The following is a 17,555-nucleotide window of genomic DNA, read 5'->3' as shown; positions in this document are numbered from 1 at the left end:
CTCTCAGTGGGTTAAGCCGTGTTCAGGTTCAAAAATCATGCCGGTCACCGGACGGTCATGCATGGCTTTACCTGCCCAGGCCGTCCAGCCAAGCCGCTGCGCGCCGCCGATCACCGCAGGCGGTGCGGCATGAGGCTTCAACTGCAGCTCAATTTCCCAGCAATATTCAAAACCGATGAACGTACGCACCAGTTCTGTCAGCACGGGCAGATTGTTGCCGCCGGGCAGAAAACGCAGGTAATCCTCCAGCGTAAGCGGGCCGATAATTAGCCGGAATTTGTACTGCATATCCGGTACGGCCTGGCCGATAAGCGCCCCGTTGCCCAGCACCGAAGACTGCGCGGGCGTGCCCAGACGGGTGATTTCATCGTTCGCCACCGTTATCCAGTGCAGGGCGAACTCTTTCACCGCAAAAGGTACGCTGAAATAGTGCGCCAGCGTGGCGGCCAGCCCGTCAGGATTGCGCGATTCGCGTACCAGATGGGCGGAGGCCGCCAGGCGAACATGATCTGACAGCGGGCTTTCGGCGCTTTCCCGTAGATCCTGCCCGCTGAGACTGGCGATATAAAACGCAAAACGGTCGTGTTCCGGTTTGTCCAGCCCGCCACCAGCGGACTGGGCGCTGCGCCATGCCTGCCAGAACTGCGTCAGCCAGCGGTGGTGAAAAATATTGGAAAAATGAACCAGCGTCGGATCGTGACGGCTCTCTGAGCGGTTTAGTGCCAGCTCGGTATAGTGCAGCGGCAACGGGCCGTTTGGCCCCCATAGTCCGAGGCTGTACAGGCTCAGGTGCAGGCGTCCATCCTGCCAGCTGACCTGGGCGATTTCCCGTGGCGCAAAGGTCATCGTCGGCGTCTGTCCCAGACGGAATTTTTCCATCCGTGGCTGCCAGATACTGCCTGCCGGAGTATCACAGAGCTGGGCATCCACGCGCCGCATCAGGTTCAGGAATCCGTAACGCCAGGGGGTTTTCTGCGCCTGGTCGAGAGCGCCGGTCATACGCTCCCCCGTTGCCCGGTTCTGACCGGCCAGGTCATGACATGCCCGCGTTGCATCGAGTGCAGCGTCATCTGCGAGAAGGTATTAATGGAAACATGGCGGGCAATATAGTGTTCCAGCACCAGACCGAACAGGTAAGGACTGATACCGGAAAATCCCTCTTCGTCCACGGTCAGTTCGCAACTGACGCCCCGGCCATAGACCAACAGGCCGGAGCCGGGCAGGCGGCGGGTCACCGGGGTGGTTTTGCAGCCAATCAGGCTGCGCACCTGGCGCGACTGCGGGCTGTCGTGAGCCGGAATAAACAGATTCAGCAGATCGCGCAGCGCCTGGCCGCCGGTGCGGTGATCCAGATCGGCCAGCGGCAGATAATTAAACGACAACTGCCGGATCAGCCGCCAGGCCATTTCGCGTTCAGCCAGCGGCGGCTGCGGCGGGCGCGGCGGTCTGATAAGACCCACTCCCGCCACCGGAATCGCCGCATCTACGGTCAGATCATCCCGGCCATTACGTGGAATAAGGCAGGGCAGATCGCGGTTAGTCACCATTGCCGTGACGGTGATATGGCGCAGATTTTCCGGGTAGGGCGCTTCATGCTGATCAACCAGCGACAGGAAGACTTCCGAGCCGGTATAAGGGGTTCGGGTGCCATAGCGGCGGGCGTTTTCTGACGAGCGGCGCGGCTCACGACGCAGTGAAAAATAACGCCCGTGGTTGCCTTCGTCATTATTACGGGTGTGATACAGCGGACGAAAAATCATCTTCCGTGTGGTTTCCGCTTCCAGGCCTTCGACTTCCTGAACAGAAAACACCTCGTAATCCAGCGGACGGGTACGATCCACCACCAGATGCTGTTCCGTCACGCTGTGAGTGACTTCAATCCGGGTGGTGGTGCGGGGAAACAGGTTGATCACCGGCGTACAGAACAGGCTGAACTGTGCAGCGTCCGTCTGATGAATCAGCCAGTCCGGTGGCAGGCGGTTAAGCAGTATGACAATTTCCGCCACATTGCCCTGCACCTTTTGTAACCCGGCAGACAATCCGGTCGGGGTGAAGAAGTAAAACCGTTCCGGACAGGCGAAAAATTCATGCAGCAGATTATGGCCGTGAAACACGTTCCAGGCGAGCGGCAGCAGCCCCTGCCCTGGCTCCAGCCCTTCGTGCGCCACCGGGTGTTGAAGATTCACATTCAGTTCGCCGTCAAAGTGACCGGGTTCACCGGCCAGTGTGGCGACGGCGCTGGTATGCAGCAGCTCAAACAGGTGTGACGCAATGCGTTCTTCGCCGCAGAGGTAAAAGGGCAGCCGTGCCGGACCGGCCAGCTCGCTGAAAGTCAGTTCCCCGAAGGTTCGCAGGGTGATGCGCAATGCCCCAGCGACATGAATATTAGGCGGCAGATAGCGGTGCAGGGCGGGCATATCCGGCGGCGCGGCGGTCAGGCGTACCTCCTCGATGGACAGCGGCCACAGCGTGACGTCCTGGCTGCTGCGAAACTGGCAGGCGGTATTTTCGCCTTCCGGGATAGGGGAAACGAACGCGGTATCGCGCGGCACGGTGACCCCTTTCGCCAGGTCGCCTTCCTGCGTATCGGGATACAGCTTTACCACTGCCATCGATGGCGTGGGGGTGACGTAATTGGGGCTGACGACTTCCAGTAACCGCTGTGTGAAGCGGGGAAACTCGGCGTCAATTTTTAGCTGAGTGCGGGCGCTCAGAAAGCTGAACGCCTCGATCATGCGTTCCACATACGGGTCGGCAATATCGGTTCCCTGCATCCCCAGTCGGGCGGCAATTTTGGGATGGAGGGTGGCGAACTCAGCACCAGTCTCCCGCAGGTAGCTCAGTTCGCGGTTGTAATACTCCAGTAGCCGTGGATCCATGAATAATGCCCTGTATTAAAAGAACGTAATGCGGCTCAGCTCCATATCCAGCGCGCTGCGTACCAGAAACTCCGTGGGATACGGCTGCGTCAGAATTTGTCCGCGAATTTCAAACTGTAGCGTGTTATAGCTACCCTGCCGGGTTTTATCGAGCAATGGCGTGACCCTGAGTGTGGCGGCGTTCAGCCGGGGTTCGAAACGGATAATGGCGCGCCGGATCGCCTCGCTGATATCGTCCCACTTATGCTCATACATAAAGCTGCCCGCCAGCGGCGGCAGGCCATAGTTGAGCACTGACGCCGCCGCCTGCGGATAGCGCCGGGCGTCGATGTCACCCTCGTGGCTAATGGTATTGAGCAAAAAGGAGAGATCCCGGCGAATGATCTCCTTCAGTTGTACCGGCGTGACGCTGATATCCCGGTCAATTTTCTGATACGGAGCATTGTCACACAGCCGATCAAATAGGGTGGGCAGCAGGTGGTTAGCGGGTGTAAAACGAGACGTGCTCATGCGCCATCGTTTTCCTGAGCATGAAAGGTACAATGGGCCATGTCCAGCAGGCTGATATCGCCGTGGCTGGTCAGCCACACTTTCTGCCCCAGCGCCCGCACGGTGGTTTCGCCGGGGCCGTCCTGCCAGGCGGTTTCCCGGCACAGACGCAGGGCGTCAGATGCACTTTCCGAACCGCTGTAACGGGTAAAGAGCCAGGCGCCGTGCGTATCGCCATTCACCAGGGTGATATTAACGGGTTTCCACAGCAGATCGGTCAGGCGCGCCGGTTGCGGCGATTCCAGCGAGCGTATTTGCGAAAACGGCAGCCAGATATACACGCCGCCGGTGACCAGCTCAAGTACCGGGCCAAGGCGGGAATCGCTGTCGCTCGCCCAGTCAAATGCGCCGCCGTTCCACTGCCCGCCCGTGTCTGTTATGGCTTCCAGTGCGGTATTACGGTGTTTATCAACCTCACCGGTATCGTCATGACAGGCGAGTGCCGCCAGCAGTGACTCCACCCAAACGGGCTGCGGCAGAAGAAAACCGGGTCGTTGTTCACCCTGAAAAACGGTGTGGCGGAACATTTCGCAGCGAACCAGCTCCCGGTACAGCCGGGCCTCCTGGGTATAATTGGCCTCCATCCTGGCGCATAGCTGAAGCTGGTGTAGCGCCCGCGACCAGTCTCCGGCCACACACAGCAACTGAAACAGGCTGTGGCGGCAGAGCGCTTTCGCCGGATTTTCCCGAACCTGCTGCTCCGCCATCTGAATCCCCTCCGCAATAGAGTATTCCTGTAGCAGCGCGGACAGGGTAGCAGGAAGCGTGTCAGTTTTTTTCATGGGCGGTATTTCCATTTTTCTGTGTCGGAGTGATTCGGTAGTGGCTGTCGATGCCAATAATACGATGCTCGCGGCGGGTCAGATCGGGCAGTATCTCGCTATGTGCGGTTTTCCCCGCCAGTTCCGGTGAGAGCAGTTGCAGGATATCGGGCATTGATTCCATCGCCAGCCAGTGCATTTCACCCTCACCGGTCGTGTCCAGCGTATCCAGAATGGCATCAATACCGGGCGCGCCTGCCACCATATCCTGTAACGTGTCGGTGTCGCCCTTTTTATCGTATAACGACGTCAAATCCTGGGTGACAGCGTCTTCATTTCGGGGAAACGGTTTAGCACGGAGGGGCTTTTCCTGCCCGGAGGGCCGCAATGCCTGCTGATATTCCTGGTAAAGCTGGTGTAGCGTGCTATCCGCTTCATGGCCGGTGTAAGAGGGCGCGGTTTCCCGGACGGGAATAATATCGAACGGGTTCTGCGGATTGAGCTGTTGTTGTTTAAACCAGTCCAGATCCAGGTACTCAGCAACGGATTCAGATGACTGAACCAACTGAGGAAACGAAACATCGGGACGGGACTCATCATTGGTGCGGGCAAGGCACCAGGATGACAGACCCCATTCAATCGTATCTCCATCATTCAGCCGCATACGGTGATGAGGTTCCATCACCTGCTCATTGACGGCACAGCACAGTTCATCCGAGTGATTAACAATCCACCACGCCTCTTCGTGGCGAACAAGACTGAGCGCGATATCGTCTTTCCCATGTTGCTCAAAAAGCGGAATGTAGGGGGCGGCGGCAGTAAATACGATGTATGTCCCTGCGGGATACTGTGCGTTATCCGTTATACCCTGCGACTGTATTTTCCGTAATTCCCACATGTCTTGTTTCATTATGTCCCTTAAATGTATTTATTTTTCTGGAGGAAACGTTTAGGGAGTTTTAATTCATAAATAATTTTAACTAAATTCATAGGGAGTCATTATTGATGACACCCTTTTTATTATTTTCGTCGTGAATGCATTGTTGTATGCATAGATGTCTTTTTTGAAATATTATTTCTTTTAATTCTGCAATTGCGATTTTTATCTTGCTGTTCATTGATTATTTAATATTAACGGCTTAGTTGCTAATTAGTCCCTGATCTGTATCATTGTTTTGTTTCGATATTTTTTCGAGGCTATCAATAAAGAATTGTTTATATATTTATATGCATTGATGCATTATTTTTATGAATTTTTATGTCACAAGGCATAACACATGGAAACTCCTGTTTCACGCAGTGCGTTGTATGGAAAACTGGCCGGCCCACTATTCCGGTCGCTGGAATCGGCAACGGCATTTTGCAAACTACGCTCTAATCCCTGGGTTGAGCTGACTCACTGGCTGCACCAGTTAACACAGCAGCCCGATAACGATATTCTCCACGTTCTTCGGCATTACCAGATCCCTCTTTCTGATGTGGAGAAAGCGTTACTCCGGCAACTGGATATGCTGCCCGCCGGGGCCAGCGCCATTAGTGATTTTTCTCACCATATCGATCTCAGCGTTGAAAAGGCCTGGATGCTGGCGAGCGTCCGTTACGGCGATAACAAAATTCGCAGCGGCTGGTTGCTGCTGGCCTTGTTGACCACGCCAGAACTGCGTCGGGTACTGAGCAGTATCTGCGCGCCGCTGGCCACGCTTCCGGTTGATGAACTGACGGAAATACTGCCCTCGTTGATCGAAACATCGCCGGAAGCGCAGGAGCGCCCTTATGACGGCTCCGGCCTGGCATCAGCCATTCCCGGTGAAAGCAGTCAGGCGATTCCCAACGGCGGGCAGGACGGTAAATCCGCGCTGGCAAAATACTGTCAGGACATGACGGCACAGGCGCGCGACGGCAAAATCGACCCGGTGACGGGGCGTGAGCATGAAATCCGCACCATGACGGATATTCTGCTGCGCCGTCGCCAGAATAATCCACTACTGACTGGTGAGGCAGGCGTCGGAAAGACGGCGGTCGTCGAAGGTTTTGCCCTCGCGATTGCGCAGGGGGAAGTGCCGCCCGCGCTGCGGGAAGTACGGCTGCTGGCGCTGGACGTTGGCGCTCTGTTGGCCGGAGCCAGCATGAAAGGCGAGTTTGAATCGCGTCTGAAAGGGTTACTGGAAGAGGCCGGGCGCTCGCCGCAGCCAGTTATTCTGTTTGTCGATGAAGTTCACACTCTGGTGGGCGCGGGCGGCGCATCCGGCACGGGCGATGCCGCTAACCTGCTGAAACCGGCGCTGGCGCGCGGCACCCTGCGGACTATCGGCGCCACCACCTGGAGCGAATACAAGCGCCATATTGAGAAAGATCCGGCGCTGACCCGTCGTTTTCAGGTGTTGCAGATTGCCGAACCGGAAGAGATCCCCGCAATGGAAATGGTGCGTGGTCTGGTGGATACGCTGGAAAAACACCATAACGTTCTGATTCTGGATGAGGCGGTACGTGCGGCGGTACAGCTTTCTCACCGCTACATTCCCGCCCGGCAGTTGCCGGATAAGGCCATCAGCCTGCTGGATACCGCCGCGGCCCGCGTGGCGCTGACGCTGCACACGCCGCCTGCCAGCGTACAGTTCCTGCGCCAGCAGCTAAAAGCGGCGGAAATGGAACGGTCGCTGTTGCAGAAGCAGGAAAAAATGGGGATTCAGTCAGATGAGCGGCGCGATGCGCTGACGGCGCGAATTTTCTCGCTCAACGATGAACTGACTGCATCCGAATCCCGCTGGCAGCGGGAGCTGGAACTGGTACATACGTTGCAGGAACTGCGTCTCGCAGAGTCAGATGCTGATGACAAAACCACGCTGCAACAGGCCGAAACGGCGCTAAGGGAGTGGCAGGGCGACGCGCCGGTGGTGTTCCCGGAGGTCAGCGCGGCGGTGGTCGCGGCGATTGTCGCCGACTGGACCGGTATTCCTGCCGGGCGCATGGTGAAAGATGAGGCCAGTCAGGTGCTGGAACTGCCTGCCCGACTGGCGCAACGCGTTACCGGGCAAGACGGCGCGCTGGCGCAGATTGGTGAACGTATTCAGACCGCCAGGGCGGGACTGGGCGATCCACGCAAACCGGTGGGCGTGTTTATGCTGGCCGGGCCATCCGGTGTCGGTAAAACCGAAACCGCGCTGGCGCTGGCGGAGGCTATCTACGGCGGTGAGCAGAACCTGATTACCATCAATATGAGCGAGTTCCAGGAGGCTCACACCGTTTCCACGCTGAAAGGCGCGCCCCCCGGCTATGTGGGCTATGGCGAGGGTGGTGTGCTGACGGAAGCGGTGCGTCGCCACCCCTGGAGCGTAGTGCTGCTCGACGAGATCGAAAAAGCGCACCATGACGTCCATGAACTCTTCTATCAGGTGTTTGACAAGGGCGGGATGGAGGACGGTGAGGGAACACATGTCGATTTCAAAAACACCACGCTATTACTCACCACCAACGTGGGTTCCGACCTCATCAGCCAGATGTGTGAAGATCCGGCCTTAATGCCCGATGCTACGGGGCTTAAAGAGGCGCTAATGCCGGAATTGCGCAAGCATTTCCCGGCGGCATTTCTGGGCCGCGTGACGGTGATCCCTTACCTGCCGCTGGATGAAACGTCGCGTGGCGTGATTGCCCGTCTGCACCTTGACCGGCTGGTGGCGCGGATGGGTGAACAGCACGGCGTGACGCTGACGTATAGCGAGGAACTGGTCGCACATATTGTGGCGTGCTGTCCAATGCATGAAACGGGCGCGCGGTTGCTGATTGGCTACATCGAACAGCACATCCTGCCGCAACTGTCGCGCTACTGGTTGCAGGCCATGACGGAAAAAGCCGCGATCAGGCAGATTGATATCGGCGTTAATGGTGATGAGCAGATTGTTTTTGAGATCGTTTGCTGAAACCGGCCGTTCGAAGTGTCCGTAGTGCGATTTTAAAAACTGTACCGGTATACCGCTCCCCTTGCGGCAACCAGTTGACTAAAAAGGAAATGAAGGATTATGGCTATCAACAATAGCGCGCAGAAATTCATCGCGCGCAACCGCGCGCCGCGCGTGCAGATTGAATATGACGTAGAGATTTACGGTTCCGAGAAAAAAATCGAGCTGCCGTTCGTGATGGCGGTGCTGGCCGATCTGGCCGGGAAACCGCGTGAAGAACTGCCGCCGGTGACGGATCGCAAATTCCTCGATATTGATATTGATAACTTCAATGAGCGCATGAAAGCCATTGCGCCGCGCGTGGCGTTCGCTGTGCCGAATACGCTGACGGGTGAAGGTCAGTTGATGGTCGATATCACGCTGGAAAATATGGACGACTTTTCGCCGGCACAGATTGCCCGCAAGGTGGACGCCCTGAACCAGTTACTGGAAGCCCGCACTCAACTGGCGAACCTCCAGACCTACATGGATGGCAAGGCGGGGGCGGAAAATCTGGTCAATAAACTGTTGCAGGACCCGACTCTGCTGAAAACGCTGGCGAATGCGCCGAAATCGGCCGCTACCCAGCAAGATGTGTCAGCGGATAATGAATCAGCGGAATAACGTCGAATTTTTAAGGAATTTTCATGGCAAACAGTAATATGCAGGCAACCGACGCGGTTGCTCAGGATACCGCCTCCGCATCCGGTGAATTTGATGCGTTGCTGAATCAGGCCTTCCGACCCAAGACTACCCAGGCGGCAAAAGCCGTGGAAGCCGCGGTGCAGACGCTGGCGCAACAGGCGCTGGCGAACACGATCACCGTCAGCGATGACGCCTATAAAAGCATCAGCGCTATTATTGCGCAGATCGACTTTAAACTGACCGAACAGATCAAACTGATCCTGCAACATCCCGACTGGCAGAAGCTGGAATCCTCCTGGCGCGGTATGGAGCATTTGGTTTACAACACCGAGACCGACGAAAAGCTGAAAATTCGCTTCATGAATCTGTCAAAAGATGAATTGCGGCGCAACATGAAGCGTTACAAGGGCATCGCCTGGGATCAAAGCCCGATGTTCAAGAAACTGTATGAAGCCGAATACGGCCAGTTAGGTGGCGAACCTTATGGCTGTATCATTGCGGATTACTACTTCGACCATACACCGCCCGATGTGGATCTGCTCGGCTCTATCGCCAAAGTCGCCGCGTCGGCCCATGCGCCGTTTATTGCCGGGGCTTCCCCCTCGGTACTGCAAATGGACTCCTGGCAGGAGCTGGCGAATCCCCGCGACCTGACCAAAATCGTCACCCAGAACCTGGAATATGCGCCGTGGAACTCGCTGCGGGCTAGCGAAGACTCCCGTTATATTGGCCTGACGATGCCGCGTTTTCTTGCCCGCCTGCCGTATGGCGCAAAAACCAACCCGGTGGACGAGTTTGATTTTGAAGAAGATGCGGATGGTTCTGACCATACCAAATACGTCTGGAGCAACGCGGCCTACGCGATGGGCGTAAACATCAACCGTTCCTTCAAACACTACGGCTGGTGTACGTTGATTCGCGGTGTGGAATCAGGCGGTGCGGTGGAAAATCTTCCCTGCCATACCTTCCCGACTGACGATGGCGGCGTGGACATGAAATGCCCGACCGAAATCGCCATCTCTGACCGCCGCGAGGCTGAACTGGCGAAAAACGGTTTTATCCCGTTGATCCACCGTAAAAACTCAGACTATGCCGCCTTTATCGGCGCACAGTCGCTGCAAAAACCACAGGAATACTACGATCCGGACGCGACGGCCAACGCTAACCTGTCTGCCCGTCTACCGTACCTGTTCGCCTGCTCGCGCTTCGCTCACTTCCTCAAATGTATCGTCCGCGACAAAATCGGTTCCTTTAAAGAGCGTGAGGATATGCAGCGCTGGCTAAATGAATGGATTATGAATTATGTCGACGCCGATCCGGTGAACTCCTCGCAAGAAACTAAAGCCCGTCGTCCGCTGGCTGCCGCTGAAGTAGTGGTGGAAGAGGTCGAAGGCAATCCAGGTTATTACGACGCGAAATTCTTCCTGCGTCCGCATTTCCAGCTTGAAGGGCTGACGGGATCGCTGCGCCTGGTGACAAAACTGCCGTCAGTGAAGCAGGGCAATGCCTGATATATATTTTGTGAATGTTTAAGCGAGTGAAGTCAGAGAAGATAGAGAATATAAAGAGGGATATGAAGAAAAGAATTTCGTCTCGCCCACGGTCTCGTAAAGGTGGGGTACGTAATGATGACACATATCCGAATGCCAGTAACAATGCCGAAGCTTTTTATATCATTGAGTAGGAAATACATATTATGACCATAAGCCCAACTTTTCATCTGTTACCTGGTATTGTTCTGCTCTTTTCACAATATGCTGTAGCCTGGGAAGTCAGTTGCCCGGCTGTTATTGATACTCAGTCTTCTGCTGTGAGCCTGAAGTCTGATGTCCCAGCGGCGTGGCAGCTTTCTCCCCGATATATGTCGCGTTTATGGTTAAGTAGTATTGGGGTAACGCAGGGTAAACCTGAAAACCTGATGGATCTCAAACCAGAGACTAAAAAAGTAAACGGTGAAAATTGGTCTGTATGGGAAACAGAACGTGGTAGCGATAAAGAAACCGATCGCTATTGGGTTTCGTGTATTTATGGTCATGAACAGATATGGTTGACGCAACCAATACCTGCTTCTTCTACTCGCTGTAAGACTCGTAATTTTGAGGGATCGCCAGAAGACCAGTCTGTATCTTTTATCTGTAATTAGCGATTTGAGACGTGAAAATTTCAGTACAGGTTATGGTTTTTATTATCGGAAGTTATGAAGCATTATTTATATGCATTAAATAATGCAAATTCATAAAATAACTAAATACATTATCGGTACCGGAAAAATATACAGTCCTCTGTTCTCCTGAAGTTATTGGAGAAGGATTCTGTACGGCAATGATTTATCTATAAACAAAAAGATATAGATAAAATCAGGTTTATTTTAAGTAAAACTTAATAAGGATATAAAAATGGCTTATGACATTTTTTTGAAAATTGACGGCATTGATGGCGAGTCAATGGATGACAAACACAAAAATGAAATTGAAGTACTGAGCTGGCGCTGGAATATTCATCAGGAATCCACCATGCACGCCGGTAGCGGCCTCGGCTCCGGTAAGGTCTCCGTCACCAACTTGGATTTTGATCACTATATCGACCGCGCCAGCCCGAACCTGTTCAAATACTGCGCCTCCGGCAAGCACATTCCGCAGGCCATTCTGGTTATGCGTAAGGCTGGCGGCAATCCGCTGGAGTACCTCAAGTATACCTTCACCGACCTGATTGTCGCCGTGGTTTCCCCGAGCGGCAGCCACGATGGTGAAATCGCCTCCCGTGAAACGGTGGAGCTCTCCTTCAGCACCGTGAAGCAGGAATACGTGGTGCAGAACCAGCAGGGCGGCAGCGGCGGCACCATCACCGCAGGCTACGACTTCAAGGCCAACAAAGAAATTTAACGGCTGTTTTTCCGGCCAGATGTTATGTCTGGCTGGTTTTATTGTTTTGATTTTAAAGGAATTTACAGTGAATAAATGGCGTAACCCCACTCGGCGGTTATGTGCGGTAGCTATGCCTTTTGTACTGCTCCTGCTTTCCGGATGCGGCAGTAGCGATTCGCTACCTGACCCCTAATCGCAGCGGCCTGGCTTGAGCGTGAAAGCATTTTACAAGGTGAATTCTGACAATCAGAAGAAAGCGGCGTCCATGAAGATACGTGTTGAGAATTAATGACCTACACAGAATTTTTAGAGGGTAAGCAAAATGAACAGACCTTCATTCAATGAAGCGTGGTTAGCTTTTAGGAAGGTGAATCATTCCGTCGCTGATGTGGGTAGCATTATTGGTGGAAACGTTGGGAAAAATATAACTGGTGGTTATTTTCAAAATGCCTGCCCTATTCGAATGAGCTATGTTTTGAATGCGACAGGATTCCCAATAGCCCGTAACTCTCCGTATGCAAAGGTTAGTGGTGCCGATAATAAATTCTATATTTATCGCGTGAATGATATGATTGATTATCTTACTCATACTATGGGCAAGCCTGATCTTATTGTTAATAATCCGAAACAGAGTGATTTTATAGGGAAGAAAGGAATTATCGTAGTAAAAGGGCATGGCTGGAGCAATGCCAGAGGACACGTTACATTATGGAATGGCAGTATCTGTTCAGATCAGTGCCACTTATTAAATGATCCAGATAATGGACCATTTGTTCCTGAAGTTGGGACTCTGTGGATACTGCCGTGAAATGGTTAATATTAGTTACTTTCAGCATAAGTGGAATGCTGGTATGGCAGCCATCCTTTGCACAAGAAGCATTGACCACACAATATTCACAGTCGGAACTCTTAAAAAATTGGGCGCTGAGTCATTGTCTGGCATTAGTATACAAAGATGATGTCGTTAAAAACGATGCCAGAGCTACGGCCAGTGCTTACCTTGAATATGGTAAACAATCTGTGGAGATTTACCATGAAATTGATGAGATTGCGAAAAAATATTCAGGGTTGAAATATAACGGTTCGATATCATCAGATTTTAATACCATGAAGTGCATAGATTTTATCCATGACAGGGAATTAAATGAATTAATTAAAAGGCGTGTCGAGAAGTAAAATTCAAAGATATTAAAAGCATACGTTCTCTTGCTCTGATGAATTTATGGGTAAGAAAGAGCTGTACAGGAATAGTTAATCTGTTCACCTAATAAAGCAGATAAATCAGGGCTTAATTTAGGTAGTTAAAAGGATAGTAGATATGTCTTATGACATTTTTCTGAAAATTGACGGCATTGACGGCGAGTCAATGGATGACAAACACAAAAATGAAATTGAAGTACTGAGCTGGCGCTGGAATATTCATCAGGAATCCACCATGCACGCCGGTAGCGGTCTCGGTTCCGGTAAGGTCTCCGTTACTAATCTTTCATTTGAACATTACATCGATCGCGCCAGCCCGAACCTGTTCAAATACTGCTCTTCCGGTAAGCACATTCCGCAGGCCATTCTGGTTATGCGTAAGGCTGGCGGCAATCCGCTGGAGTACCTCAAGTACACTTTCACAGATCTGATTATTGCAATGGTATCGCCCAGCGGAAGCCCGGGAGGGGAAATTGCGTCTCGCGAATCAATTGAACTCTCCTTCAGCACCGTGAAGCAGGAATACGTGGTGCAGAACCAGCAGGGTGGCAGCGGCGGCACCATCACCGCAGGCTACGACTTCAAGGCCAACAAAGAAATTTAACGGCTGTTTTTCCGGCCAGATTTATATCTGGCCGGATTTATTATTTTGATTTTAAAGGAATTTACAGTGAATGAATGGCGTAACCCCACTCGGTGGTTATGTGCGGTAGCTATGCCTTTTGCACTGCTCCTGCTTTCCGGATGCGGCAGTAGCGATGCGTTACCTGACCTCGAATCACAGCGACTCGACCTGAGCGTGAAAGCCTCCGATAAGGTGAATCCTGACAATCAGAAGAAGGCCGCGCCCATTGAGATACGTGTTTATGAACTAAAAAATGACGCCGCTTTCACGACAGCTGATTACTGGTCGCTCCATGACAACGACAAATCCGTCCTTACCGACGATTTAGTGCGTCGCGACAGCTTTATTTTGCGTCCCGGCGAAGAGAAAAAACTGCGTCGCCCGCTGAATGCGCAGACCACGGCAATCGGCGTACTGGCCGGATACCGTAACCTGGCCAAATCGGTCTGGCGGGTAACCTACAAAATCCCGGAAGCCCCGGAAAAAGCCTGGTACAGCAGCTTCATACCGGGGAAAGGAAAAGTGCAGTTGGAGGCGGAACTGGAACAAAGCGCCATTGTAATTACGGAACGGGATAAATGAATTATGAGCTGGAATGACCGCGTAGTCTGGAGTGAAGGACAATTTTTACTGCCGCAGATGTTTCAGCAGCAAGAGCGTTATCTGGAACACGTCATGCATTACCGCAGCCTGCCGCTGACCCCCTTTTTCTGGGGATTCAGCCACTACAATATTGATGGCGAAGCGCTGAACATCGGTAAACTGATACTGAAAGAGGCATCAGGGATTTTCCCTGACGGCACGCCGTTTAACGCACCGGACCACACCCCGCTGCCGCCGCCGCTGACCATCCTGCCGGAGCACCTGAACCAGCAGATTTGTCTGGCGGTACCGGTACGCGCGCCGAACAGCGAAGAAACCACGTTTGACAATAACCCGGAATCACTGGCGCGTTTCTCGGTACATGAACACGACATCCGCGACGCCAACTCGCTGGGACGTGGCGCGCAGTTATTACAGCTCAGTCACCTGCGCCTGCGGCTGCTGCCGGAAAAAGCGGTGACGGGCGCCTGGATTGGCCTGCCGTTGACCCGCATCACCGGGTTGAACCCTGACGGGCGGATAGATATCGACCACGACCTGATCCCGCCCATCATTAATTATCAGGCCAGTTCACTGATGTGTACCTGGCTGTCGTGGATCAACGATCTCATCCGGATGCGGGCCGATTCGCTGGCGGAACGGCTGACAGGCAGCGACAACCACGGCCATGAAGCAGCGGAGGTCTCCGATTACCTGCTGTTGCAAATTCTCAATCGCTTTGAGCCGCTGTTGACCCACCTGGCGAAAACGCCGCTGGCCCCGGAAGTGTTGTATCGCTACCTGTCCGAACTGGCCGGGGAACTCTCCACCTATGTGCGTCCACAAACGCGACGGCCCGCTGAATACAAAGAGTACAAACACCTGACGCCCTATGCCGGGTTGAAATCGCTGGTTGATGAGGTGCAGTTCCTGCTGAATGCGGTACTGATCCGGGGCGCGCAGCGCATCGAACTGAAAGAGGGGACTTACGGCATCCTGAATGCGGTGGTGGCTCCTTCCGATCTTGCCGATTTCAGCACGCTGGTACTGGCGATAAAGGCTTCAATGCCGACCGATGTGCTACTGCAACATTTTGCCGCCCAGACCAAAATCGGGCCATCCGATCGCCTGCCGGAACTGATCCGCTCGCATCTGCCGGGGCTGGCTTTGCAGGTTCTGCCTGTACCACCGCGCCAAATCCCGTTTCAGGCCGGATACATCTATTACGACATCCGCCGCGAGGGAGCATTGTGGGAACACATTGCCCGTTACGGCGGGATGGCCATGCATACCGCCGGGGAATTTCCGGGGCTGGAGACAGAACTGTGGGGAGTGCGCGATAAATGACAGACAGTACCCTGACGCCGCCAGCGGCGGACATGATGTCCTTTTTGTCCACCACGCCGGAGCATAAGGACAGTGAATATGAAACGCCGGTACACACCAGCCAGCGCACGGAACTCAATGTCATCGTTGAAGACGGTCCGGACAGCAAACTTCGGCTGGCTGAAATCAGCGCGGCGGCTAACCCGTTGCTCGCCGCTGCCCGGCCTTTATTGTGCGCTCTCGCAGCCATGCCCGCTAAACTGGATGCGGCCCTGGTAGAGCCTTACCGTAATCTGTTGGTACGCGAGATGCATCTGTACCAGACATTATGCGATCAGGCGAACCTGCGGCGCGAGCACGTACTGGCGGTACGTTACTGCCTGTGTACGGCGCTTGATGAAGCCGCCAATAACACAACCTGGGGACGGCGCGGCATCTGGGCCGGAAAAAGCCTGCTGGTAACATTTCATGGTGAAAGCGAAGGCGGGATAAAACTTTTCCAGATCATCGGGCGTCTGGCGGCCAGCTTCCAGGAGCATGGCAACGTACTGGAGGTTATCTACCACCTGCTGGGGTTGGGATTTGAAGGCCGCTACAGCGTGCAGCCAGACGGGCGTAAGCAACTGGACAATATTCGCCAGCAACTGCTGACACAGCTTTCACAGCGTCGCGATCCGGTTATGCCCGCGCTCTCGCCTGACTTTCAGGGGGCGATAAGCGGACGACTGCGGCGGATGCGCCGGGTGCCGGTCTGGCTGAGCGCCGGGATTGCTCTGTTGGCGATGCTGACGCTGTTTGGCCTTTACAGCCACCGGATGGATGTGCAGACCGTCACCGTACAACAGCATATTGATGCGATTGGTATAAAACTGCCGCCGCCGCCCGTGCCGGTTCATAAGCTGCGGCTGAAAATCCTGCTGGCAAACGAAATCGCCCGTGGCCTGCTGACCGTGGACGAAGATGACCAGCACAGTAGGGTGGTCTTCCGTGGCGACGCCATGTTTGTGCCGGGACAGAAAACGGTGAGTGACGCAATCCGGCCAGTGATTAACAAAGCGGCGCGGGAAATCGCCCGCGTGGGCGGCGCAGTCACTGTAACGGGTCACACTGACAGCCAGCCCATTCATTCGGCTGAATTCCCATCCAACCTGGTGCTGTCGGAAAAACGGGCGGCGGAAGTTGCGGCGTTGCTGACCTCCGGCGGCGTACCTGCCGGACGGGTACATATCGTCGGCAAGGGCGATACGGTGCCGGTGGCGGATAACGGCAGTAAAGCCGGGCGGGCGAAAAACCGTCGGGTGGAAATTCTGGTAGTGGAGTGAATGAATGATAAAAAAATCGACCTATGATGTGTCTCATCATTCGGCAATATGTGGCGTGACGGGGGATTATTATCGGATCTCAGCGACATATCACATAAAACGATCTATCCGTGTTTTTTTGATCATTTTATGTTGTTTATTACCCGGTGGCGTTTTTGCCGGGTCCCTGATTAACGCAGGATTCATTTCCCCCGATAATGTCAACCTCAGTATACGGGATTTTCTGGGGTTTTATGCCAGTGATAACTTACAGGAAAAAGATAATACACTGATGTATGTGTTGGGGGTAGCGGATGCCACAGAAGGTAAGACGTGGTGTGGATATGGTCAGGTTGACAGTATAACAATAAACCATACTGTGCTGGCCTGGCTTGATCGGTACTCTGTGAAAAAGCCTGATGCAAGAGCTTCGGTGCTGATAGAGGAAGCATTAGTTAAAAATTTTCCCTGTCAGAGGACAGACTCCTCCATAAAAATTGCTTCCCGGTCATCTCCCATTTTATCCCTGACGCCGGATGCGCTTAATCTTTCAGGTAATGACTTTTTTAAATTTTGGGTGTCTGGTAATCAACGGGATAAACTCAGGGCGGGTGTCTATCTGCTCGGCGTGGAGGATGCGACAGAGAACAAACTGTGGTGTGGATACGCTTTATTTAAGACGCTAACATTAAATGAATTAGTCTATGTTTCTCTTAAAAATAAAACCAATGAGGAACTGAATTCTCGCGCGGCTGAACTTATCATAAATAAATTAATAGAGTATCCCTGTAATATATAAAATCATTCAAGTTGCATCAAGGCGGCAAGGGAGTGAATCCCCAGGAACGTACATTAGTTCGTGACTGGGGTGAGCGAGGAAAGCCAACG

18 protein-coding genes and 1 pseudogene are annotated in these 17,555 nt (G+C 53.5%); 14 read left to right on the top strand and 5 right to left on the bottom strand.

What is annotated here, in order from left to right:
* Positions 1-3 precede the first annotated feature (3 nt).
* From tssG to tagK, 5 genes are read right to left on the bottom strand one after another with little or no spacing between them, the layout of a single operon-like run.
* The gene (gene tssG / locus ACLJQJ_RS22655) at positions 4-999 is read right to left on the bottom strand and encodes a type VI secretion system baseplate subunit TssG (RefSeq protein WP_000145239.1); all 996 of its coding nucleotides are present in this window, start codon (positions 997-999) and stop codon (positions 4-6) included.
* Positions 996-2,879: a type VI secretion system baseplate subunit TssF gene (gene tssF / locus ACLJQJ_RS22650; protein ID WP_000371508.1), complete on the bottom strand. Its 1,884-nt coding sequence runs from the start codon at positions 2,877-2,879 to the stop codon at positions 996-998. Before tssF ends, tssG begins: the two co-directional genes overlap by 4 nt.
* Before the next feature lie 15 nt (positions 2,880-2,894).
* Positions 2,895-3,389: a type VI secretion system baseplate subunit TssE gene (gene tssE, locus ACLJQJ_RS22645; protein WP_000108007.1), complete on the bottom strand. Its 495-nt coding sequence runs from the start codon at positions 3,387-3,389 to the stop codon at positions 2,895-2,897.
* Complete coding sequence (locus tag ACLJQJ_RS22640) at positions 3,386-4,210, bottom strand: type VI secretion system accessory protein TagJ (RefSeq protein ID WP_001622741.1); 825 nt, start codon at positions 4,208-4,210, stop codon at positions 3,386-3,388. Before ACLJQJ_RS22640 ends, tssE begins: the two co-directional genes overlap by 4 nt.
* On the bottom strand, positions 4,197-5,099 hold the full coding sequence (gene tagK, locus ACLJQJ_RS22635) for a type VI secretion system-associated protein TagK (protein ID WP_039589900.1): 903 nt from the start codon (positions 5,097-5,099) through the stop codon (positions 4,197-4,199). Before tagK ends, ACLJQJ_RS22640 begins: the two co-directional genes overlap by 14 nt.
* A gap of 367 nt (positions 5,100-5,466) precedes the next feature.
* Here tagK and tssH point away from each other — a divergent pair, with 367 nt between their 5' ends.
* From tssH to ACLJQJ_RS22565, 14 genes and pseudogenes are all read left to right on the top strand, one after another.
* The gene (gene tssH, locus ACLJQJ_RS22630) at positions 5,467-8,106 is read left to right on the top strand and encodes a type VI secretion system ATPase TssH (RefSeq protein ID WP_039519393.1); all 2,640 of its coding nucleotides are present in this window, start codon (positions 5,467-5,469) and stop codon (positions 8,104-8,106) included.
* A 99-nt stretch (positions 8,107-8,205) separates the two neighbouring features.
* Positions 8,206-8,748, top strand: a complete 543-nt coding sequence (gene tssB / locus ACLJQJ_RS22625; protein ID WP_000996817.1) for a type VI secretion system contractile sheath small subunit — start codon at positions 8,206-8,208, stop codon at positions 8,746-8,748.
* Positions 8,749-8,771: 23 nt separating this feature from the next.
* Positions 8,772-10,280, top strand: a complete 1,509-nt coding sequence (gene tssC, locus ACLJQJ_RS22620; protein WP_000013881.1) for a type VI secretion system contractile sheath large subunit — start codon at positions 8,772-8,774, stop codon at positions 10,278-10,280.
* 14 nt (positions 10,281-10,294) lie between these two features.
* Positions 10,295-10,453, top strand: a complete 159-nt coding sequence (locus ACLJQJ_RS22615; RefSeq protein ID WP_001584850.1) for a BPSL0067 family protein — start codon at positions 10,295-10,297, stop codon at positions 10,451-10,453.
* Between the two features lie 12 nt (positions 10,454-10,465).
* Positions 10,466-10,912, top strand: a complete 447-nt coding sequence (locus tag ACLJQJ_RS22610; protein WP_001526444.1) for an STY0301 family protein — start codon at positions 10,466-10,468, stop codon at positions 10,910-10,912.
* A gap of 253 nt (positions 10,913-11,165) precedes the next feature.
* Complete coding sequence (locus ACLJQJ_RS22605; protein ID WP_000312802.1) at positions 11,166-11,651, top strand: Hcp family type VI secretion system effector; 486 nt, start codon at positions 11,166-11,168, stop codon at positions 11,649-11,651.
* 67 nt (positions 11,652-11,718) lie between these two features.
* Positions 11,719-11,913 (top strand): annotated as a pseudogene (locus ACLJQJ_RS22600) (type VI secretion system lipoprotein TssJ); the annotation flags it as partial.
* A 42-nt stretch (positions 11,914-11,955) separates the two neighbouring features.
* On the top strand, positions 11,956-12,441 hold the full coding sequence (locus ACLJQJ_RS22595; protein WP_001081550.1) for a type VI secretion system amidase effector protein Tae4: 486 nt from the start codon (positions 11,956-11,958) through the stop codon (positions 12,439-12,441).
* Positions 12,426-12,809, top strand: a complete 384-nt coding sequence (locus tag ACLJQJ_RS22590) for a type VI secretion system amidase immunity protein Tai4 (protein ID WP_000379146.1) — start codon at positions 12,426-12,428, stop codon at positions 12,807-12,809. Before ACLJQJ_RS22595 ends, ACLJQJ_RS22590 begins: the two co-directional genes overlap by 16 nt.
* 142 nt (positions 12,810-12,951) lie before the next feature.
* Positions 12,952-13,437: an Hcp family type VI secretion system effector gene (locus tag ACLJQJ_RS22585; RefSeq protein WP_063809610.1), complete on the top strand. Its 486-nt coding sequence runs from the start codon at positions 12,952-12,954 to the stop codon at positions 13,435-13,437.
* Between the two features lie 66 nt (positions 13,438-13,503).
* Positions 13,504-14,040: a type VI secretion system lipoprotein TssJ gene (tssJ, locus tag ACLJQJ_RS22580; RefSeq protein ID WP_001007105.1), complete on the top strand. Its 537-nt coding sequence runs from the start codon at positions 13,504-13,506 to the stop codon at positions 14,038-14,040.
* Positions 14,041-14,043: 3 nt separating this feature from the next.
* Entirely contained in the window at positions 14,044-15,387 is a 1,344-nt protein-coding gene (gene tssK / locus ACLJQJ_RS22575; RefSeq protein ID WP_000118732.1) for a type VI secretion system baseplate subunit TssK, read from the top strand.
* Positions 15,384-16,688 carry a type VI secretion system protein TssL, long form gene (gene tssL, locus ACLJQJ_RS22570; protein WP_000132479.1) on the top strand — a complete coding sequence of 435 codons (1,305 nt, stop codon included), beginning with the start codon at positions 15,384-15,386 and terminating at the stop codon, positions 16,686-16,688. Before tssK ends, tssL begins: the two co-directional genes overlap by 4 nt.
* Before the next feature lie 4 nt (positions 16,689-16,692).
* Positions 16,693-17,466 (top strand): Rap1a/Tai family immunity protein, encoded by a 774-nt coding sequence (locus tag ACLJQJ_RS22565; protein WP_063809609.1) that lies wholly within the window; start codon positions 16,693-16,695, stop codon positions 17,464-17,466.
* Positions 17,467-17,555 lie beyond the last annotated feature (89 nt).

Origin of the sequence: Salmonella sp. SAL04202, from assembly GCF_046550775.1 — a bacterium.
In the GTDB taxonomy this organism is placed as follows: Bacteria; Pseudomonadota; Gammaproteobacteria; order Enterobacterales; family Enterobacteriaceae; genus Salmonella; species Salmonella enterica.
This window is presented reverse-complemented; position numbering and strand designations above follow the sequence as displayed.

Bases quoted from the DNA above. Each gene is read 5' to 3' on its own strand.
- tssG (WP_000145239.1), bottom strand. From the start codon at position 999: ATGACCGGCGCTCTCGACCAGGCGCAGAAAACCCCCTGGCGTTACGGA.
- tssF (WP_000371508.1), bottom strand. From the start codon at position 2,879: ATGGATCCACGGCTACTGGAGTATTACAACCGCGAACTGAGCTACCTG.
- tssE (WP_000108007.1), bottom strand. From the start codon at position 3,389: ATGAGCACGTCTCGTTTTACACCCGCTAACCACCTGCTGCCCACCCTA.
- ACLJQJ_RS22640 (WP_001622741.1), bottom strand. From the start codon at position 4,210: ATGAAAAAAACTGACACGCTTCCTGCTACCCTGTCCGCGCTGCTACAG.
- tagK (WP_039589900.1), bottom strand. From the start codon at position 5,099: ATGAAACAAGACATGTGGGAATTACGGAAAATACAGTCGCAGGGTATA.
- tssH (WP_039519393.1), top strand. From the start codon at position 5,467: ATGGAAACTCCTGTTTCACGCAGTGCGTTGTATGGAAAACTGGCCGGC.
- tssB (WP_000996817.1), top strand. From the start codon at position 8,206: ATGGCTATCAACAATAGCGCGCAGAAATTCATCGCGCGCAACCGCGCG.
- tssC (WP_000013881.1), top strand. From the start codon at position 8,772: ATGGCAAACAGTAATATGCAGGCAACCGACGCGGTTGCTCAGGATACC.
- ACLJQJ_RS22615 (WP_001584850.1), top strand. From the start codon at position 10,295: ATGTTTAAGCGAGTGAAGTCAGAGAAGATAGAGAATATAAAGAGGGAT.
- ACLJQJ_RS22610 (WP_001526444.1), top strand. From the start codon at position 10,466: ATGACCATAAGCCCAACTTTTCATCTGTTACCTGGTATTGTTCTGCTC.
- ACLJQJ_RS22605 (WP_000312802.1), top strand. From the start codon at position 11,166: ATGGCTTATGACATTTTTTTGAAAATTGACGGCATTGATGGCGAGTCA.
- ACLJQJ_RS22595 (WP_001081550.1), top strand. From the start codon at position 11,956: ATGAACAGACCTTCATTCAATGAAGCGTGGTTAGCTTTTAGGAAGGTG.
- ACLJQJ_RS22585 (WP_063809610.1), top strand. From the start codon at position 12,952: ATGTCTTATGACATTTTTCTGAAAATTGACGGCATTGACGGCGAGTCA.
- tssK (WP_000118732.1), top strand. From the start codon at position 14,044: ATGAGCTGGAATGACCGCGTAGTCTGGAGTGAAGGACAATTTTTACTG.
- tssL (WP_000132479.1), top strand. From the start codon at position 15,384: ATGACAGACAGTACCCTGACGCCGCCAGCGGCGGACATGATGTCCTTT.
- ACLJQJ_RS22565 (WP_063809609.1), top strand. From the start codon at position 16,693: ATGATAAAAAAATCGACCTATGATGTGTCTCATCATTCGGCAATATGT.